Genomic DNA, 18819 nt, shown 5'->3' with positions numbered 1-18819 from the left:
CGGAGAAATCCGGTGCTTTTTTAAATTTCTTAATCGGACAGCCCTTGTGTTATCATATGAGATAGAACGTAGTACGAAGGATCGAGGTGCAGTATGGAGAAATTAATTCTCATTGACGGCAACAGCATTATTTACCGGGCTTTCTTTGCGATGCCGCCGCTGACCAACTCAAGCGGGATGCATACGAATGCGGTATACGGATTCACCAATATGCTGCTCCGTCTGATTCAGGAAGAGAAACCCACACATATGATGGTGGCTTTCGATGCGGGCAAGGAAACGTTCCGCCATGAAGGCTATCAAGACTATAAAGGAGGGCGTGAGAAGACGCCTCCGGAATTATCTGAACAGTTCCCTATTCTTAAGGATTTGCTGGACAGTTTTGGAATTGCGCGCTTTGAGCTTCCAGGCTATGAGGCGGATGATATTATCGGGACGGTCAGCAGACAGGCGGACGAGTCCGGCCGCAAGGTGGTTGTAGTTACCGGGGATAAGGATATGCTTCAGCTTGTCTCCGATAACGTCAAGGTATCTTTGACGCGTAAGGGCGTGTCAGAGGTTGAACCTTACGGAATCCAGGAAATTCAGGAGCGGTACGGCCTGACTCCGGCCCAGATCGTGGATCTGAAAGGGTTGATGGGAGACACCTCGGACAATATTCCCGGCGTGCCAGGAATCGGGGAGAAGACGGCGCTGAAGCTGCTGCATCAGTTCGGCTCGGTTGAAGAGGTGCTGGCCCGTACGGATGAGCTGAAGGGCAAGCAGAAAGAGAATCTCATTAACCATGCTGAAGATGCGCGGATGAGCAAACGTCTGGCTACCATATTCCGTGAGGTGCCGCTTGCGCATCTATGGGATGATATGGTGTTCGGCGGGCTTCAGGAAGAGAAAGCAGCCCCTATGCTGCAGAAGCTGGAGTTCAAATCACTGCTGGAGCGTCTATCCTTCACGGCTGGGGCGAATCAGGGCGAAGGAGCTTCAGATGAAACAGCTGAAGCTGTTCAGCTTGAAGTTGTTGTAGTGAACGAAGGCACTGTAGGAGAACTGGCCTCACAGCTTAGTGAAATCGACGTGCTGCATGTCGAGACGAACGGAGAGAATCCGCATCATGCGGACATTGTGGGTCTGGTTCTTTCCACCTCGGAGCGTCATTACTATGTTCCTTTTGATTTTGTAAAAGAAGAAGCCGGTGAGCCTGTACGCGCGTGGCTTGCCGATTCAGGCACTCCTAAGCGGGGATATGATCTGCACCGGGTGGATCTTGCGCTCCATTGGCATGGAATCCGGTTTGAAGGGGCTTCCTTCGATATCCAGCTTGCCGCCTACCTGCTTGATCCGACGGAGAACAATCAGACCCTAAGCGGCCTGGCTTCCAAATATGGTCTGCCATTCCTGACGCCGGATGATGAGGTGTTCGGCAAGGGGGCAAAGTATAAAGTGCCGGACGTGGAAGTGCTAAGTGGACATCTGGCCCATAAGGCTGCAGCTGCCCAGAGGATTATCCCATATCAGCAGGAAGAGCTGGAGAAGAACGAGATGAACCGTTTGTTCTTCGAGCTTGAAATGCCGCTTTCCCGAATCTTGGCGGATATGGAGAAGCAGGGAATCTCGGTGAACCGGGATGATCTTGCTGCCTTGGGCAAGGAGTTCGAGGGCCAGATTCAGAAGCTGGTACAGCATATTTATGAGCTTGCCGGTATGGAGTTTAACATTAATTCGCCGAAGCAGCTTGGAGAAATTCTGTTTGACAAGCTGGGACTTCCTGTGATTAAAAAGACCAAAACGGGTTATTCCACCGATGCGGAGGTGCTGGAGAAGCTGGCCCCTTACCATGATATCGTGCAATCCATCCTGGAATACCGCCAGCTGGCGAAGCTCCAGTCCACTTATGTGGAGGGACTGCTGAAGGAAATCCGGCCGGAGACCGGCAAGGTCCATACGTATTACCGGCAGACAATTGCAGCCACCGGCAGACTCAGCAGCCAGTTCCCGAACCTCCAGAACATCCCGATCCGGATGGAAGAGGGCCGCAAAATCCGTAAGGTCTTTGTCCCCTCAGAACCGGGATGGCATATTCTGGCCGCCGATTACTCCCAAATCGAGCTGCGGGTGCTTGCGCATATTTCGGGTGACGAGCGGCTTAAGGAAGCCTTTGTCAACGATATGGATATCCATACGAAGACCGCCAGTGATGTGTTTGGCGTTCCGGCGGAACACGTGGATTCCAATATGCGGCGTTCTGCCAAGGCGGTAAACTTCGGTATTGTATACGGAATCAGTGACTATGGGCTCTCTCAGAACCTGAACATTACCCGTAAGGAAGCGGCCAGGTTCATTGATCAGTACTTTGAAGTGTTCCAGGGAGTCCGGCGCTACATGGAAGATATCGTTAAGGAAGCGAAGCGCGACGGCTATGTGAAGACGCTGCTTGAGCGCCGCAGATATCTGCCTGAGATTAATGCGTCTAACTTCAATTTGCGCTCCTTCGCAGAGCGTACTGCGATGAATACTCCAATCCAGGGCACAGCGGCAGATATCATTAAGCTGGCTATGGTATTGATGAACGATACGCTGCATGAGCATAAGCTGAAGAGCCGCATGCTGCTTCAGGTGCATGACGAACTTGTATTCGAAGTGCCGGAGGACGAGCTGGAGATTATGACCCGTCTCGTGCCGGAGACGATGGAGAAGGCCCTGCCTTTATCTGTACCGCTGAAGGCGGAGGTCAGCAGCGGGCTGAACTGGTATGAGGCGAAATAACGGTCTAAACGTCATACCCAGGCTATATTCAGTCCGTTAGAATAGGAAGTACCGAGGTGAATAGATCATGCCGGAATTACCGGAAGTAGAGACAGTCAGAAGAACACTCAGTCAGCTGGTGACTGGCAAGACGATTCAGGATGTAACGGTATCCCTGCCGCGGATTATTCAGCGGCCGGACGATATCCAGCAGTTTAGGCTTGAACTTCAGGGACACACTATACTGGAGGTAGGGCGGAGAGGGAAATTTCTGCGGATCATTATGGACGGGCTCGTGCTGGTGTCCCATCTAAGGATGGAGGGGAGATACGGAGTCTACCAGAGCGGTGAACCTGTAGAGAAGCATACCCATGTCATTTTTCACTTCACCGATGGAACGGAGCTCAGATACAAGGATGTCCGCCAGTTCGGCACGATGCATCTGTTCTATCCGGGTGAGGAGTTTACCGAGAAACCTCTGGCTAAGCTTGGCCTCGAGCCGTTGGACGAAGGGTTTACCTTCGAGGCATTTAAGGCGGCCATTGCTTCCCGTAAGACGAAAATCAAACCCGCCCTGCTCAACCAGGAATATGTGGTGGGGCTTGGGAATATTTATGTAGATGAAGCCTTGTTCCGGGCGGGAATTCACCCAGAGAGAATCTGCGCAGAGCTGAAGACGGATGAGCTAAAACGGCTGTACGAAGCGATTGTGCTTACTTTGACCGAGGCCGTCGAAGCGGGCGGGTCTTCCATCAAATCTTACGTAAATGGCCAGGGGGAGATGGGCATGTTCCAGCATTCCCTGCAAATTTACGGTCGCAAATCCGCCCCTTGTGTGGTTTGCGGCACTCCTGTGGAGAAGTCGGTGGTTGGGGGACGTGGAACCCACTTTTGTCCAAGCTGTCAGGTCATGAAGCTTAAGAACAATAAGATGAGCAAGAATAAATAAAGTTACTATATAAAATGAACTTTAGAATTAACCGATCTCAGCGGAGAGGCCGAGTGATTCTGAAGAAGCGTAGCGTCCGCCTTTGTCTCCGAAATGCCTCATTGGATAGTTATTTCAAGGATTTCGGAGACCACAGTGGTCGTAAGAACACTCGGCATCACAGCGACCTAGAAGTGTAACCTTCATAAGTTCATTTTATATAGGAATGAAGAAGCATTAAAGAGGTGACGAAATGAATATCGGGCTAACCGGCGGAATAGCAACCGGGAAGAGTACAGTTTCCCAAATGCTTGTGAAACGTGGGGCGCTGCTGATTGATGCGGATATTGTAGCCAGGGAAGTGATGCTGCCAGGTCATCCGGTATTGGACGCGGTAGTGGCGCATTTCGGACAAGCGATGCTTCTCCCGGACGGGACACTGAACCGTAAGAAGTTGGGAGAGCATATTTTTGCCCATAAGGAAGAAAGAAAAGTGCTCGAAGGGATTACCCATCCTGCGATCCGTGCAGAGATGCGGAGCAGAGCGGCGGCATTGGAGTCCCAGCACCCGGGAAAGCTTATTGTGTCGGATATTCCGCTGCTTTATGAGACGGGCCAGGGAGATTCCTTTGACGAGGTTATGGTAGTGTACATCCCGCGGGAGATGCAGCTGAGCCGGCTTATGAAGCGCAATGATCTGACCCGGGAAGAGGCTCTTGCACGAATATCGGCACAGATGGATATTGAAGAGAAGAAGAGGCTTGCTGACATTGTTATTGACAATAGTCTGGGGCTGGAGCATACAGAGCAGCAGATTGACCAATTTTGGTTAGGAAAAGGATTATCATGAAGTGGCTGCGTAAGAAGAGGGTGCTGCTTCTGTTGTTTCTGAGTTTTATTGTGTTGATTTTTTTCAACTCCAAGTGGCTGATGCTATTCTATCCTATATATTATAAAGACGAAATCCGGCATCATGCGGCGGTAAATCACATTGATCCATTCATGGTTGCGGCTATTATTCGAGTGGAGACGAATTATAAGGCTAACCAGGAATCGTCCAAGGGCGCGCTTGGCGTGATGCAGATTATGCCCGATACCGCAAAATGGGTGATCAGCAAGGCGGGTCTGCCGGATGTGTCCTTGGAGAGCCTGAAGCAGGAGCCGGATAAGAACATCCAGATCGGAAGCTGGTATTTGAAGTCTCTTTATGATCAATTCGAAGGTAATGAAATTGCGGTAATTGCGGCTTATAATGCGGGTCCAACGAAGGTGAAGAGCTGGATCAAAAGCGGGAAGTGGGATGGCCGTCTGGAGACGTCCAAGGATATTCCTTTTGGTGAGACAAGACATTATGTACAGCGGGTAGCTCACTATTATGAGCAGTATCAGGATCTCTACAAGGAGTTCTAGGCTTTATTGGAATAGAAAAGAGCATTGAACAGGTGAATCCTGTCCAATGCTCCTCATCTAAAGAACTATTGGCGGAATTGACCAGCCAGTTGCTGCTCAGCCAGGGTTACCAGACGTTTGGTAATAGTACCCCCGATTGAACCGTTCTCATAGGAAGTCAGGTTACCTGCATAACCGTCTTGAGGAAAATTAATACCCAGTTCTTGAGCAACCTCATATTTCAATTGCTCCAGTGCTCCGTTTGCTTGTCTTACGACCAAATCATTACGACTTCCACCGCTGTTGTTTTGAGCCATTGTTGTTCACCTCCCTCCGGTTGGTACAACTATTATGTCTCGTATTTTCAAATATCATTACGGAAATAAAAATGAATTTATTGGCAATCTTAAAGATGAGGGAAGTGATGAATTGAAATGTCCTTACTGCGATTATTTAGGCACCAAGGTCTTGGATTCAAGACCGGCCAATGATAATCGTTCTATTCGCCGTAGAAGAGAATGTGAGCAGTGCAGCCGCCGGTTCACGACATTTGAGATGGTTGAGGAGACACCTCTGATTGTTGTGAAGAAAGGCGGAAGCCGTGAAGAATTCAGCAGGGAGAAGATGCTGCGCGGGCTGATCCGGGCCTGTGAGAAACGCCCGGTGTCCGTAGAGCAGCTTGAATCGATCGTATCGGAGGTGGAGAGATCTCTCCGGCACACGGCCATTGCTGAGGTAGAGAGCCGCTATATCGGTGAGCTGGTGATGGAGCAGCTATATCCTGTGGATGAGGTGGCTTATGTCCGTTTTGCATCAGTATACCGGCAATTCAAAGACATTAACATGTTTATGAAGGAGCTAAAGAGCCTGCTGTCCAAAAATACAGCAGTGGACGATTAAGAAGAATGTAGGTGGAAATTCTAAGATGGGCACAGAGAAGAGTGTGGGATTATCACTTGGGTTCCTGGCCGGAACTACATTTGGCAGCGGAATCTCATTCCTGCTGGGCTGGCAATCTTACGATCTGATAATTCTGGTCAGTCTATGCGGCGCAGCCGGTGCACTTGCCGGACTTAAGATTAGCCAGAAGCTGAGCTTTCGGGCTAGGCAGTAAATAACTAAAATAACAGCGTAAACCCTGCCTGAGCATTAGGCGGGGTTTTATTTTTCTCCCGTACATATCGAGAATTACGTTCGTGTAGTATTGGATTACTCAAAAAAAGTCGAGTAGGTTAATTTTCTAAATGGACAGAGGCCCTCGCAATAGGGTTATTTGATGAATATCCTTTTATATGCACAAACCCAAAAGAGAAGAGGGATGTCTGTGCCCATTGGAAAAATGAAGAAGCATAAAGAAATGTTAAAGCATCCTGTCTTGCGCCGGTATTTACCTGAAACCCACTGGATGACGGATTCAAGGACCTTACGGATGTTGAAAGCATATTCTTCTGTCTTCATAAAACCTAATCATGGGAGTGGTGGCAGCGGAATTATCCGGGCTAAGCGATTGAAAAAGGGTTATGAGGTTCGTTGTGGTTCAAGTCGGAAGGTGGTTGGATCTCACTCTGTCTTAAAAGTAATAAAATCTTATCGCAAAACTAAACATCGTTATTTGGTGCAGAAGGGACTTCGATTAGCGAAGTATCATGGGGTTATCTTTGATATCCGAATATACTTACAGAAGCCCGCGGGTAAATGGATGATTGCGGGTACCGCTGCCCGTGTGGCTGCACCTCATAAATTCGTAACCAATTATCTTAAGGGAGGGCATGCCGCACCTTTAAGTACAGTACTTTTAAGCCTAACCGGGAATAACCAATCGAAAGTGGATGCCTATCATCGTAAAATAAACAAACTATCCATCGCCATTGCCAAGACCATCAACAAACGGCATTCCATTCGTGAGTTAGGTGTTGATCTTGCTATAGATAAAAAAGGGCGTATTTGGATCATTGAAGCTAATTCACATCCCGGTCATATGTTGTTTACTCAACTTCCCGATCAAACCATGATCAGAACGATTATGCGTAACAAGCAACTTATTCGCGGGTAGATTTCCAATCCGTCCATATTGAGGGGGAGGAGAAAGTTCACAATGAAAAAAACAAAGCGGCTTAGAAAACTTATCAATTCTAAAAAGCTGGAGTTTATCATGGAGGCCCATAATGGCCTGTCTGCCAAAATAGTGGAAGAGACAGGATTTAAAGGAATCTGGGCTAGCGGGCTGTCCATTTCTGCAGCGATGGGAGTAAGGGATAACAATGAAGCCTCCTGGACTCAAGTTTTAGATGTTCTGGAATTTATGAGTGACGCCACCTCCATTCCGATTTTGTTGGATGGAGATACGGGGTATGGTAACTTCAACAATGCAAGACGTCTTGTGAAAAAGCTGGAGCAGCGCAATATAGCAGGCGTTTGCATCGAAGATAAGCAATTCCCTAAAATGAACTCATTCATTAACGGTCAGCTGCAGCCTATGGCTGATATCGATGAGTTCTCCGGAAAGATTAAGGCGATGAAAGATACACAAAACGATGATGATTTTGTGGTTGTGGCCAGAGTGGAGGCGTTTATTACAGGGAGGGGACTAGAAGAGGCGCTGAAGCGGGCAGAAGCCTACCGGAAGGCGGGTGCGGATGCCGTGTTGATACACAGCAAAAGATCGGACATCGCCGAGATCGAAGCATTCATGAAGGAATGGGCAGGCCGATTGCCGGTAGTCATTGTCCCTACAAAGTATTATATGACTCCAACCTCAAAGTTTCAGGAGTTGGGGATTAGCCTTGTTATTTGGGCCAACCATAATTTGAGGTCTTCCATTGAAGCCATGAAAAGTATATCTGCCCGAATATACCGGGATGAGAGCCTCGTCCAAATTGAAAAGGACGTAGCTTCACTTGAAGAAGTATTCAGACTTCAAGGAGTAGAAGAACTGGAAGCTGCGGAAGAACAATATCTCCCATCATCGGAGCAGGATTTGGATGAGCGCATATAATGGATACGAAGCTGTTTGGCAAAGAGCTGTGGAAATTAGGTTTTACTTTTTTTAGCGGTGTGCCATGCTCCTTCTTGAAAAGCCTGATCAATTTTGCCATCAATGAATGCGATTATGTTGCTGCTGCTAACGAAGGGGATGCGGTCGCTATTGCATCCGCTGCTTATATAGGAGGAAAGAAGCCGGTTGTTCTTATGCAAAATTCAGGACTGACTAATGCCGTTTCGCCATTAACCTCCCTCACTTACCCTTTTCGTATACCGCTGCTTGGATTTGTCAGCCTTCGCGGAGAACCAGGTATCCCTGACGAGCCTCAGCATGAATTGATGGGCAGGATCACAACGCAGATGCTGAGTTTAATGAATGTGGAATGGCAGTATCTCTCCAACGATTTGGAGGAGGCTAAGAATCAACTTGCCTTCGCTAATGAGCAAATTTCCCGGAATCGGGCATTCTTTTTTGTTGTTAAGAAAGGGACCTTTGACAAAGAGCCTTTGAAAAAGCAACAAGTCACTGTCCACTTAAACCAAGTCAGAAAGCTTGCTCACACGGACAATCAAATGCCTACGAGGTATGATGCATTGTCTGTAATTAACTCGTTGAAAGACAACAATACTGTACAGCTCGCAACAACCGGGAAAACCGGGCGTGAGTTATATGAAATTGAAGATGCCAGCAATAATCTGTACATGGTAGGTTCTATGGGGTGCATAAGCTCTTTCGGGCTGGGGTTGGCCCTGAGTCAACCAAGCAAGAACATCGTCGTGATTGACGGAGACGGGTCTCTGCTGATGCGTATGGGAAGCCTTGCGACAAACGGGTATTACAATCCAATCAATATGATTCATATTCTGCTCGATAATAACGCTCATGAATCAACAGGCGGACAAAGCACGGTGTCCCACAATATCGATTTCATTAATATTGCCGCCTCCTGCGGATATACAAATTCGATCTATGTTCACAATCTAGAAGAACTGAAGGCCTCTTTGCAAGAATGGAAAGACACTAAAGGCCTTACTTTCGTGCATATGAAAATTTCGAAATACTCTAAGGAGAAGCTTGCCCGCCCTCTAATGAAGCCTCACGAAGTAAGAGAACGTCTGCAGCGTTTTATTCATAATATTCCTTTGGAAGATAAGGATGTGGGGAGTTCATGAGTTCTTCTGTAAAGAAAACGATTTTGCTTACCCCAGGCCCGGTAACTACTACAGAAAGTGTCAAATGGTCGCAGGTAGTTCCGGATATCTGCCCTCGTGAGGCCGAGTTCGGCGAGATTATGGAGTATATTTCTACCGAGCTTACTCAGTTGGTTGCGGATCCAGATCACTATACGGCCATTTTATTTGGTGGATCGGGTACTGCAGCGGTAGAATCCATGATCAGTTCAGTCCCAGACAAGGATGCTGTGATTATTGTGAGTAATGGTGCTTATGGGAAACGGATGTGCGAGATCGCTGAGGTCTATGGATTGGATTATTTAGAATTCAAAAGCCCTCCCGATGAGGAAGTTAATCTGCTTGATTTAGAAAGATATATCCAGTCTTCCAACCGCACCATCTCTCATCTTGCCGTCGTACATCATGAGACCACAACCGGCCTGCTTAACAAGGTGAAAGATATCGGGAATTTATGCAAAAAGTATCAAATCGAGATGATTGTGGATGCCATGAGCTCTTTTGCAGCTATTCCGATTCAGATGAAGGAAATGAACATTTCTTATTTGGCGGCCAGTTCCAATAAGAACCTACAGGGAATGGCCGGGGTTTCGTTCGTGATCGCAGAAAGAAGCAAGTTGGAGACATTAAAAGACAAGAAGCCGCGAAGTTATTATTTGAATTTGTATGCTCAATACAAATACTTTGCGGAACATCGGCAAATGCGGTTTACACCACCTGTACAAACCTTATATGCGCTTAAGCAGGCGATTGAGGAATTAAAGCAAGAAGGGATAGAGAAGAGGTACGAAAGATACATTACATCCTGGAAAACCTTGATTAGCGGATTAGCAAGATTAGGTCTAACCTATATTGTCCCCGAAGAGCACCATTCCAAGATCATCACTTCCATTCATGAGCCTGCTTGTGCGGGTTATGATTTTAAATCTATGCATGACTTTTTTTACAGTAAAGGCATTATGATTTATCCCGGCAAGCTTGAACAGCTAAATACGTTCCGGATTGCCAATATAGGTGACATCACATATAAGGAAATTGAATTGTTTTTGGAATTGCTTGAAAGCTATCTCAGCAGCATTGAGTGTGGATGAGAAAGGTGGAGTTCCATGGCATCGGCAACAAAAAATAAATGGTTAAAGTATTTATACTTGAAAAGCTATCCCCCGCTAACGCGTTACGTTCCCAAAACAAAACTTATGAGCCGTCACGCTTTCTGGAACCTTCTCAAAAAATACAGGCATGTTATCGTTAAGCCAGTATGGGGGAGCCGTGGCCGAGGTGTTATTCAAGTCTCCTATTTAGGAGGAGGGAAGTACGCCGTTCATTATGAAAAAGAAATAATGATTATAAATGGAAAATCAGATACCTATCGTTATATTAGACGAAAAATTGGATCTGCCAGTTATATGGTTCAGCGCAGAATTAATCGCCCAACCATAAATAGCCGTCCCTTTGATATGAGGGTCATCATTCAGCGGAAAAGACACTCATCGAAGTGGGTGGTCACAGGAAAGGTGATCAAAGTTGCAGGTGAGGGTTATATTGTTTCCAACAATACGCGGAGTAAGGGATCGCTGTATGAGTTTGGAACCGGAATTCGTCAATCAACTCTTAATCACCTGTCTGTCAAAAAGTTGGAATCCCGTATTGATCGCATTTCCATACGTTCCGCGAAGAGATTAAGAGCTTTTTTCCCCGGGCACCGTATGTATGGGCTGGATATTGCAACAGATCAAAAAGGGCGAATTGCGATTATAGAAGCCAATCTGTATCCAGCTAGGTCCCATTTTCGTAAGCTGAGCAATAAATCGATGTATCGCCGCATTACGAGATATAAGCTAGGATAGGTAGGAATTCAGAATTGGAAGAACCAGTTAAGGCTCCCATCTGAGTGGGAGCCTTAACTGGTATGAATAAATTAATACATCATGTTTATTTGTTCTTCAACAAGGCTTCATTTTGCTCAATCAAGCTCTTCCGCTGAAGTGCATTGTCCAGGGACCGGTACGGATCTTCAGGAGTATTAAAGGTGTAATCAATCAGTTTCTCAACCGTAGTGGTTGCCACATGGATACGGGTGTCACTGGAGGCGTAATAGATGAAGACCTCGCTGTGCTCATTTACGACTGCGCCGTTGCAGAAGATTACGTTCGACACGTCACCCACACGCTCTTCATCGTAAGGTGCGATGAAATGGCCGCCGGGCTTGGCGATGATCCGGGTTGGATCTTCCAGGCTTGTTGCAAAAGTGTAAAGAACATAGCGCAGGCCTGCAGCCGTATTCCGCACACCGTGAGCGATATGAATCCATCCCTTATCCGTCTTGATTGGGGCAGGTCCCTGTCCATTCTTCACTTCATAGACGGTGTGATATCTGCGTTCATCGATAATATCTTCCTGATCAATAACCGGGTTCAGAATGTCATCACACAGTCCAAAAGCAATGCCGCCGCCAGAGCCTGTGGAGATGAAACCATCCTGAGGCCGGGTGTAAAAGGCGTACTTGCCGTTAACATATTCAGGATGAAGAACAACGTTGCGCTGCTGCGGAGATTTCGTCTGGATATTCGGAAGGCGCTCCCAAGTTTTTAGATCCCTAGTTCTTACAAAGCCAGCTTGTGCCACTGCACTGGAGGTATCAAATGGGGCTGCCTCAGGGTCTTTGCTCTCTGAACAATAAATTCCGTAAATCCAGCCATCCTCATGAAGGACAAGACGCATATCGTACATATTCGTCTCTGCCGCATCCACATCCTCCCAGGTCAGCGGGGTATCGATGAACCGGAAATTATCCAAGCCAGTATCGCTTTCCGCCATGGCGAAGATGGATTTGCGGTCAAGGCCCTCTGTTCTGACCACCAGGTAGTATTTGCCGTTAAAATAAATCGCCCCCGGATTTAACGTGGCGTTAATTCCGAGTCTTTCCATGAAGTGCGGATTCGTCTCCGCATTCAGATCAAATCTCCAATGAATGGGGACATGATGGCGGGTAATCACCGGATATTTATACCGGTCGTATACACCATTGTAGAATTCTTCATTCAATTCATTCTTACGTGTGACTAGCTGCTCCTGCTTGGCCAGGATCTCATTGTATTTTGGATGTATCATTTGATTTAGTTCACCCTTTCGATAATTTCAAGACAAAAGCGGCTGTTATGATAAGGGCATTTCCAGGCCCCGTTGATTTCTCTTGCTGTCGGGGTGCCATCCGGTTCGATGGACCAGTACCATTCCCCGCCATTCCGCTTGTCTACAAGGTTGTTCTTAATATAGGACCATAACTGATCAGCCAGCTTTAGGAATCTTGAATCTTGTGTCCGCTCATAAGCGTTGTAAAATCCGACGATGGCCTCGGCCTGCACCCACCAGACACGGGTCTTATCGAGGTGATCCCCTTCCTGTTCATTCATCATAGAACCATCTTCCAGCATAGCGTGATCGGCAATGTTGTACGCGATATCAATCACCATCTGCACATACTCAGGTTTATCCAGTTTGAGGGTTCTCAGCGTCTGATCCATCAGCCAGCTGGCTTCAATATCATGACCGAATGATTTGAGATCAAGCAGGGAGTTCCACTTGCTGTCAAAGAATACGCCAAGGAACTTCGTCTCGGCATTGTAGACTTTGGAATACAAAATTTCCAGCAAGTTCTCTAATGCTGACCGCACCTTTGAATCCGGCCACACTGTGAACAGATTGGTATACGCTTCCAAAACATGAATATGGGTATTCATGGTGATATCAGCTATAACCCCGTTCTCGCTTAACATCTCATTCGGGGTTTCTTTCCAGTGGCGGTCGAACTCCTCTTTGTAAGCATTGATCTCTGCATCAAAACCAAGCTCTTCAACCAAATGAAATAGCTGCTTGGCCAGATCCAAAGCTTCCGCATCTCCGGACGCCTTGTAATACTCACTAAGTGCGTAAATCCCAAAGGACTGGGTGTAAACATGTTTGCGTGTGTCCTTCGGGTTCCCCTGGTAATCCACCATCCAATACAAACCGCGGAATTCATGATCAATAACCTTATCTTTAAGAAACTTATAAGCATGGGTTGCATAAGGCAGGTACTTCTCTTGCTTGGTGACGACGTAAGCGGAAGAGAACGCCCATAGAATACGGGATGCGGCTATTCCGCCTTTATCCGCCTCCTGATCGGTTTGCAGTCCATAATTCACTTCACCGTAGAATCCGCCATACGTGTCATCTTTAAGTGCTGACCAGAAAGGAAGGATATGTTCATGAAGCTCCCTGGATACTTCTGTTTTTAATGTTTGCAAATGAAGTTCACACCTTTTTTTTGTAAAGTAAACGATAACTTTATATTTAGATTCTAAAGCTCTAAATTCTTTATGTCAATTTATATTATTGAAGAGTAGTGGAGAAAAGAAAAGGGCTGAATACCCCATGAACAAAGGTGGAAAGGCAAATATTTTGGATTGGTATTGACGAGTAAACGCTTTCAATATAAAATCTTTCTGAGTTTACCGTTAACTTAACAAAAATGTAAAAGTGAAAGGGGTTCGTTCATGAAGATGAGGAAGATAATCTCCGCCTCCACAGCGGCCATGCTTGTGCTCTCGCTGCTGTCGGCATCCGGCAGTGCCTTTGCGGCTGAAGGGAGCGCGGCTGCCAAATCCTCTGCGTCCAGCGGACATTGGGCGGCAAGCAGCATTGAAAGATGGAAATCCAGCGGTCTCATCCAGGGGTATCCGGGTGGAGCTTTTCTTCCCAATCAGAAATTGACAAGGGCCGAGTTCGCCACCCTGCTTAATAGGATGTTCGGTTATTATGAGAAATCCGTACAGCCATTCTCAGACGTGTCTGCTGGTGCCTGGTACTCGGATGCGCTATCCCTGGCGAAGCAGGCCGGTTATTATCAAGGATTCGAGAATAATGTGGCTCGGGCGAACACAGAGATCACCCGCCAGGATGCAGCGGTTTTACTTGCAAGAGCATTTCAGCTCAAGGGGAATGGGAGCGGTCTTAAATTTACGGATCAGGCACAAATCAAACCCTATGCCGAGGATGCCGTTCAAGCTCTGCAACCATTTGTAAGCGGTTACCCTGATGGCTCGTTTAGACCGGATGCTCCTATAACCAGAGCTGAAGCCGCTGTGCTGGTTGATAAGCTGGCCCGCGGCTACTATTCAGTGCCTGGACCTGTCGAGGGCGGGAGCATCCAAGGGAACGTGGTAATTAATCATGATGGTGTAATCCTGAAGGATACAACAATTTCCGGCAACCTGTATCTTTCTTCCGGAATTGCAAATGGCGAGGTCATGCTGGATAACGTGACGGTACTGGGGACAACCTTTGTGGCTGGGGGCGGGGAGCATTCGGCAATCATTCATAACTCCAAGCTTGGTAATGTTGATGTTAACCGCAAGGAAGGGAGTGTGAGAGTGCTGGCCACAGGCACTACCCGGATCGAACAGTTAATTGTGAACAGCAAATCCAGACTGGACCTCGGTACGGGAGTCGCTATCAGCCATATTCAGGTCAATCAGCCCCTGGATCTCACTTGCGCCAGCGCCGCAACCATCGGCAAGCTTGAGATCTTCGGTACAGCCGAGGGTACAACGATTAATGCCCAAGGTACGATTACCTTATCGACCAATCAGTCGAAGCAGGTCGTCGTTAATGGGAAATCAGCTCCGATAGGGGATTTCAGTATAACAAATGGCCAACTGATAGCCGGTGGAAGTACAGCAGCCACTTCTCCAGGTTCTGGAACTGGCAGCAGTGGGGGAACGCCTGCATCTCCGGGCAGCGGCAGTGGCGGTGGAACCGGTGGAGACAATGGTCCGGCTGCCAGAGTGGCAAATCTTGTGGATGCCGAGGCTTCGGACAGCACACGTTCATTGTTTGCTTACTTGGCGGACACCCGCGGGAAGCAGGTGCTTTTTGGGCATCAGCATGCTACAGATGTGGGATTATCCTTCAGTGAGACAACCGCCAGTGGCACGAAATCGGATGTCCTGAATTCGGTTGGCGATTTCCCGGCTGTATACGGATGGGACACGCTGAGCCTGGAAGGAAAGGAGAAGCCAGGAGTGAGCGGTGATCCGGTCAAGAGCCGGGAGAACTTGGCGGACTTGATGAAGAAGGCGCACAACAATGATGGAATGATTACGCTGAGTGCGCACATGCCGAATTTTGTCACCAAAGGCAGCTTTAATGATACGAAGGGCAGCGTGGTGGAGCACATTTTACCAGGCGGGGATAAGAATGCCGAATTTAATGCTTATCTTGACCAAGTTGCTGAGCTTGCGAATCATTTGAAGGATGATCAAGGCAAGCTGATTCCGATTATATTCAGGCCGTTTCATGAGCAGAACGGCGGCTGGTTCTGGTGGGGAGCCCAGACGACCACCAAGAGTGAATATGTTGAAATATTCAGATACACCGTAGAATACCTGAGGGATATGAAGCATGTGCACAATCTGCTGTATGTATATTCGCCTAACGGATCATTCAGCGGATCAGAATCGAAGTACTTGGCCACTTATCCGGGAGATGACTATGTCGATATTCTGGGCATGGACCAATATGATAATCAGGATTCACCAGGGTCCGATGGGTTCCTGAAAGGTCTGGTCAGCGATCTGGCCATGATCTCCAGACTGGCAGATTCCAAAGGCAAAATTGCAACGTTCTCCGAGTTCGGTTATAGCCCAAGCGGGATGAAGACTTCAGGCAACAAGGACTTACAATGGTTCACAAAACTTCTGAACGCAATCAAGAGTGATCCGGATGCAAAGCGGATTGCCTACATGCTGACCTGGGCCAACTTTAATCTAAACGGCAATCTGTTCGTACCTTACAAGGATGCCGGTGAGCTAGGTAGTCATGAGCTGCTGCCGGACTTCATCAAATTTTACGATGATCCTTATACCGCGTTTGGCAGGGAAGTGGGCAATTTGTCTAGAACAACGGTAAAGGCAGGTCCCGAAAAACCGTTCATGCATATCGCCTCCCCGGTAGACCAGTTCACGGTCAGATCGGCTTCCATCAAGATCAGGGCCAGAGTGCTTCATGAGCAGCCGTCCAAGGTGACTTTTACTGCTGATGGATCGAATGAGGAGGTCCCAATGACCTGGGATGCTGCTGAAGGTTATTACACCACAAGCTGGACACCGGATGCTTCCCTAAACGGCAAGACGGCAGCATTTACTGTGAGGGTGTATGATGCGAATGGAGCTCTCCAGCCGCAGCTGACCCAGACGAATACGGTATTTGTAAAGATTGAGGAAGCTTTGCTGAAGGAGTATACGTTTGAATCGGGTATTGGGGGAATTAGCAATAATGGAACCTGGTCGGGGCTAAATAATAATCCAACATCCATTGGACTGAATACAAGCCAATCTGTCTTTGGCGGGGATGGGGCGCTTAAGCTGGATGTGACCGGATTGGATGCGGCTGATACCTGGCAGGAGCTCAAGCTGGGCCTAACTGATCTCGGACCCGAGCTGCCTAAAGAGGTAAAGCGGGTGAAATTTAATGCTTATATCCCGGTGGAACTGGGCTCGGAGAATGTGGATGCAAATGTCCGTGCACTTGTGCAGCTGCCGCCTGATTATTCAGACGCCGGAAAGTTTGGGATGACTACAACGATGAAGAAACTGTCAGATCTGGCGAAGACGGAGGATCAGAGGCATTACGTATATCCGGTATCTATTGATGTGACGGATGCGAAGATTTCCGGACAGGCTGAAGGGCTGGCGTTCTCCCTAGTGGGAAACGGGCTTGCCGGTTCCGGTTCGGTCTTCCTGGATGATCTTCAGCTGTTCAGTGTCTATCAGGAGCCTGTGTCTGATCCTGCGGTAGTGGACGATTTTGAAGGCTATCAAGGGTTGTCGGACGCTGCCGCCGCCAAGTATATTTCCCAGGGAGACGGAGCAAAAATATCACTCGCAGCGGATAAGAAACAGAATGGCGATTACGGAGCAGCTTACGAATACACGCTTGCAGCCCAGACCTATGCCGGTGTATCCAAAACCCTGAATGATGTGGATTGGTCCGGATTCAACCAGCTTGAGGCTTGGATCAAGCCGGATGGGAAAGGACAGAAGCTGGTTATCCAGATTCATGTCAGTGACGGCGATTATGAGTATTATCCGGATACCAAGACGGATGAGGGCCGCCTGGAGAAGATGGACTTTCTTAAATTTGTACCTGTACATGGCGCATCGGGGATACTAACCAAAGAGAAGCTTAAGGGTGTGAGCAAATTCTCGATTTATACCAATTCGGTAGATGGGTTTATTGGAACCGGTACGATGTTCTTTGATGATATCAAAGCCGTATACGATCAAGCAGCTGGAACCATTCCAGACGGAGGTGGCGGATCTGGTGGTGGGCATGTACCGGGAATTTTATATAATTTCGAGTCGGACACGCAAGGTTGGGAATTGAATGATAATCAGGCAGGCGCCAAGACGCCATCTGTAACCTCAGATGTGTATGCAGAAGGAAAGCGGGCGCTGCAGTCGGCCTTTACCCTAAGCAAAGGTGGCTCGTTTGAATTGAAGAATGATGCACAGCTGGATCTGTCGGGGATTAAGGCGGTTACGGTCAAAGTTAAGTTGTCTGCGGGAACTGCCGCAGCACGGCTTTATATCAAGACAGGAAGCGGCTGGACCTGGTATGATAGCGGACTGCCGGAGACGGCAAATGTGGACAGCGCGAGCGATGGCTTCACGACAATCACGCTGCCGCTGGATCAGGTGAAGGACTTGAACCAGGTTAAATCCATGGGCCTCAAGCTGGAATCCTTCACGGGGACCGGAGAGGCTATCCTCTACATGGATGAAGTCGCCCTTGTGGGAGCAGGAGAGTAATAACTGAAACATAGGCAGGAGGCGGCAATGCTTTGCTGCCTCTTGCTGCGTTTTCCGGTTATAAATTAGGCTTCCCGCTATCATCTTTACCTGTCCCTAATTCGGAGAAATTCGGCCTAAGAGAGGGGCTTACGAGACTGGTTTTGATAATCGCAAGCAGCTGATCCGCCATGTAGCCGGCACTGTGCTTGAATCCGCCGTTGACCCACTCGATAATCATGCCAAGGATGGCGTAAGCATGATAGCTGGCTTGAAGCTCTTGGTTAATTGCGGGATTTACCGGGTAACCACCCAAGTCTTGTAAGGTCAAGTCTCTTAATACGCTGCAAATTCGATTCTGGAATCCTGCACAGGCGTTGGAGCGCACAATAAGGGTGTAGAAGCTTGCATGCAGTTCGACATGTTCAAATACTTTGATGCCTGATGAGGTCAGCTTGGTTACATCAAACACTTCGATGCCTTGGTAAGGCTCGCGGTAAGAAGCAATGAGATCTGTAATGACATCGTCAATGATTTCCTGTAATAGATCCTCTTTGTATTGATAATGCTTGTAAAAAGTGCCGCGGTTAAGATCTGCCAAGTGTACGATGTCGGTGATGGATATTTCCTTGAACTCCTTTGTCTGCATTAGACTAAGCAGTGATTCTTTAAGGGCCTTTTTGGACTTTTTAATTCTTCTATCGATAGCTGCTGTTTGATTGGGCATAGGGAAGGGACTGCCTCCTTGGGAAATAACGAACA

At 47.8% G+C, this 18819-nt stretch carries 16 protein-coding genes; 12 read left to right on the top strand and 4 right to left on the bottom strand.

Annotation, left to right across the window (positions count from 1 at the left end; translation table 11 throughout):
• The first annotated feature begins 93 nt into the window (after positions 1-93).
• The 4 genes from polA (at position 94) to BN6628_RS18785 (ending at position 5077) form a co-directional block, all read left to right on the top strand.
• Complete coding sequence (gene polA / locus BN6628_RS18800) at positions 94-2760, top strand: DNA polymerase I (protein ID WP_068619898.1); 2667 nt, start codon at positions 94-96, stop codon at positions 2758-2760.
• A gap of 67 nt (positions 2761-2827) precedes the next feature.
• Positions 2828-3688: a DNA-formamidopyrimidine glycosylase gene (gene mutM, locus BN6628_RS18795; RefSeq protein ID WP_068619897.1), complete on the top strand. Its 861-nt coding sequence runs from the start codon at positions 2828-2830 to the stop codon at positions 3686-3688.
• Between the two features lie 232 nt (positions 3689-3920).
• Positions 3921-4517, top strand: a complete 597-nt coding sequence (gene coaE / locus BN6628_RS18790) for a dephospho-CoA kinase (RefSeq protein ID WP_068619896.1) — start codon at positions 3921-3923, stop codon at positions 4515-4517.
• Positions 4514-5077 (top strand): lytic transglycosylase domain-containing protein, encoded by a 564-nt coding sequence (locus BN6628_RS18785; RefSeq protein WP_068619895.1) that lies wholly within the window; start codon positions 4514-4516, stop codon positions 5075-5077. Before coaE ends, BN6628_RS18785 begins: the two co-directional genes overlap by 4 nt.
• A 65-nt stretch (positions 5078-5142) precedes the next feature.
• On the opposite strand, the gene BN6628_RS18780 is transcribed toward BN6628_RS18785, so the two are convergent.
• Positions 5143-5373: an alpha/beta-type small acid-soluble spore protein gene (locus BN6628_RS18780; protein WP_068619894.1), complete on the bottom strand. Its 231-nt coding sequence runs from the start codon at positions 5371-5373 to the stop codon at positions 5143-5145.
• A gap of 112 nt (positions 5374-5485) precedes the next feature.
• Between BN6628_RS18780 and nrdR the strand changes: the two genes are divergently transcribed.
• The 7 genes from nrdR to BN6628_RS18745 all read left to right on the top strand — a co-directional run bounded on the left by nrdR (position 5486) and on the right by BN6628_RS18745 (position 11076).
• Complete coding sequence (gene nrdR, locus BN6628_RS18775) at positions 5486-5956, top strand: transcriptional regulator NrdR (protein WP_068622449.1); 471 nt, start codon at positions 5486-5488, stop codon at positions 5954-5956.
• A gap of 25 nt (positions 5957-5981) precedes the next feature.
• Positions 5982-6170 (top strand): hypothetical protein, encoded by a 189-nt coding sequence (locus BN6628_RS18770; RefSeq protein ID WP_068619893.1) that lies wholly within the window; start codon positions 5982-5984, stop codon positions 6168-6170.
• Positions 6171-6380: 210 nt separating this feature from the next.
• On the top strand, positions 6381-7109 hold the full coding sequence (locus tag BN6628_RS18765; RefSeq protein ID WP_082926978.1) for a YheC/YheD family protein: 729 nt from the start codon (positions 6381-6383) through the stop codon (positions 7107-7109).
• Positions 7110-7151: 42 nt separating this feature from the next.
• Complete coding sequence (aepX, locus tag BN6628_RS18760; protein ID WP_068619891.1) at positions 7152-8051, top strand: phosphoenolpyruvate mutase; 900 nt, start codon at positions 7152-7154, stop codon at positions 8049-8051.
• Positions 8051-9211 (top strand): phosphonopyruvate decarboxylase, encoded by a 1161-nt coding sequence (gene aepY / locus BN6628_RS18755; protein ID WP_068619890.1) that lies wholly within the window; start codon positions 8051-8053, stop codon positions 9209-9211. The genes aepX and aepY overlap by 1 nt, the downstream gene beginning before the upstream one ends.
• Positions 9208-10320, top strand: a complete 1113-nt coding sequence (locus tag BN6628_RS18750; protein ID WP_068619889.1) for a 2-aminoethylphosphonate aminotransferase — start codon at positions 9208-9210, stop codon at positions 10318-10320. Before aepY ends, BN6628_RS18750 begins: the two co-directional genes overlap by 4 nt.
• 15 nt (positions 10321-10335) lie before the next feature.
• Positions 10336-11076, top strand: coding sequence for a YheC/YheD family protein (locus tag BN6628_RS18745; RefSeq protein ID WP_068619888.1), 741 nt, complete (start codon positions 10336-10338; stop codon positions 11074-11076).
• An 85-nt stretch (positions 11077-11161) separates the two neighbouring features.
• On the opposite strand, the gene BN6628_RS18740 is transcribed toward BN6628_RS18745, so the two are convergent.
• Both BN6628_RS18740 and BN6628_RS18735 read right to left on the bottom strand, forming a co-directional pair.
• Positions 11162-12340, bottom strand: a complete 1179-nt coding sequence (locus BN6628_RS18740) for a glycoside hydrolase family 130 protein (protein ID WP_068619887.1) — start codon at positions 12338-12340, stop codon at positions 11162-11164.
• A 5-nt stretch (positions 12341-12345) separates the two neighbouring features.
• Positions 12346-13515: an AGE family epimerase/isomerase gene (locus tag BN6628_RS18735; protein ID WP_068619886.1), complete on the bottom strand. Its 1170-nt coding sequence runs from the start codon at positions 13513-13515 to the stop codon at positions 12346-12348.
• Between the two features lie 249 nt (positions 13516-13764).
• On the opposite strand from BN6628_RS18735, the gene BN6628_RS18730 reads away from it, so the two are divergent.
• Complete coding sequence (locus tag BN6628_RS18730; protein WP_235847669.1) at positions 13765-18078, top strand: glycosyl hydrolase; 4314 nt, start codon at positions 13765-13767, stop codon at positions 18076-18078.
• 58 nt (positions 18079-18136) lie between these two features.
• Here BN6628_RS18730 and BN6628_RS18725 read toward each other — a convergent pair whose 3' ends face one another.
• Complete coding sequence (locus BN6628_RS18725) at positions 18137-18784, bottom strand: TetR/AcrR family transcriptional regulator (protein ID WP_082926977.1); 648 nt, start codon at positions 18782-18784, stop codon at positions 18137-18139.
• Positions 18785-18819 lie beyond the last annotated feature (35 nt).

It is taken from the genome of Paenibacillus tuaregi (genome assembly GCF_900086655.1).
Classification (GTDB): domain Bacteria; phylum Bacillota; class Bacilli; order Paenibacillales; family Paenibacillaceae; genus Fontibacillus; species Fontibacillus tuaregi.
Note: the sequence above shows the minus strand (reverse complement) of the source record. Positions and strands in the feature narration are given on the sequence as shown.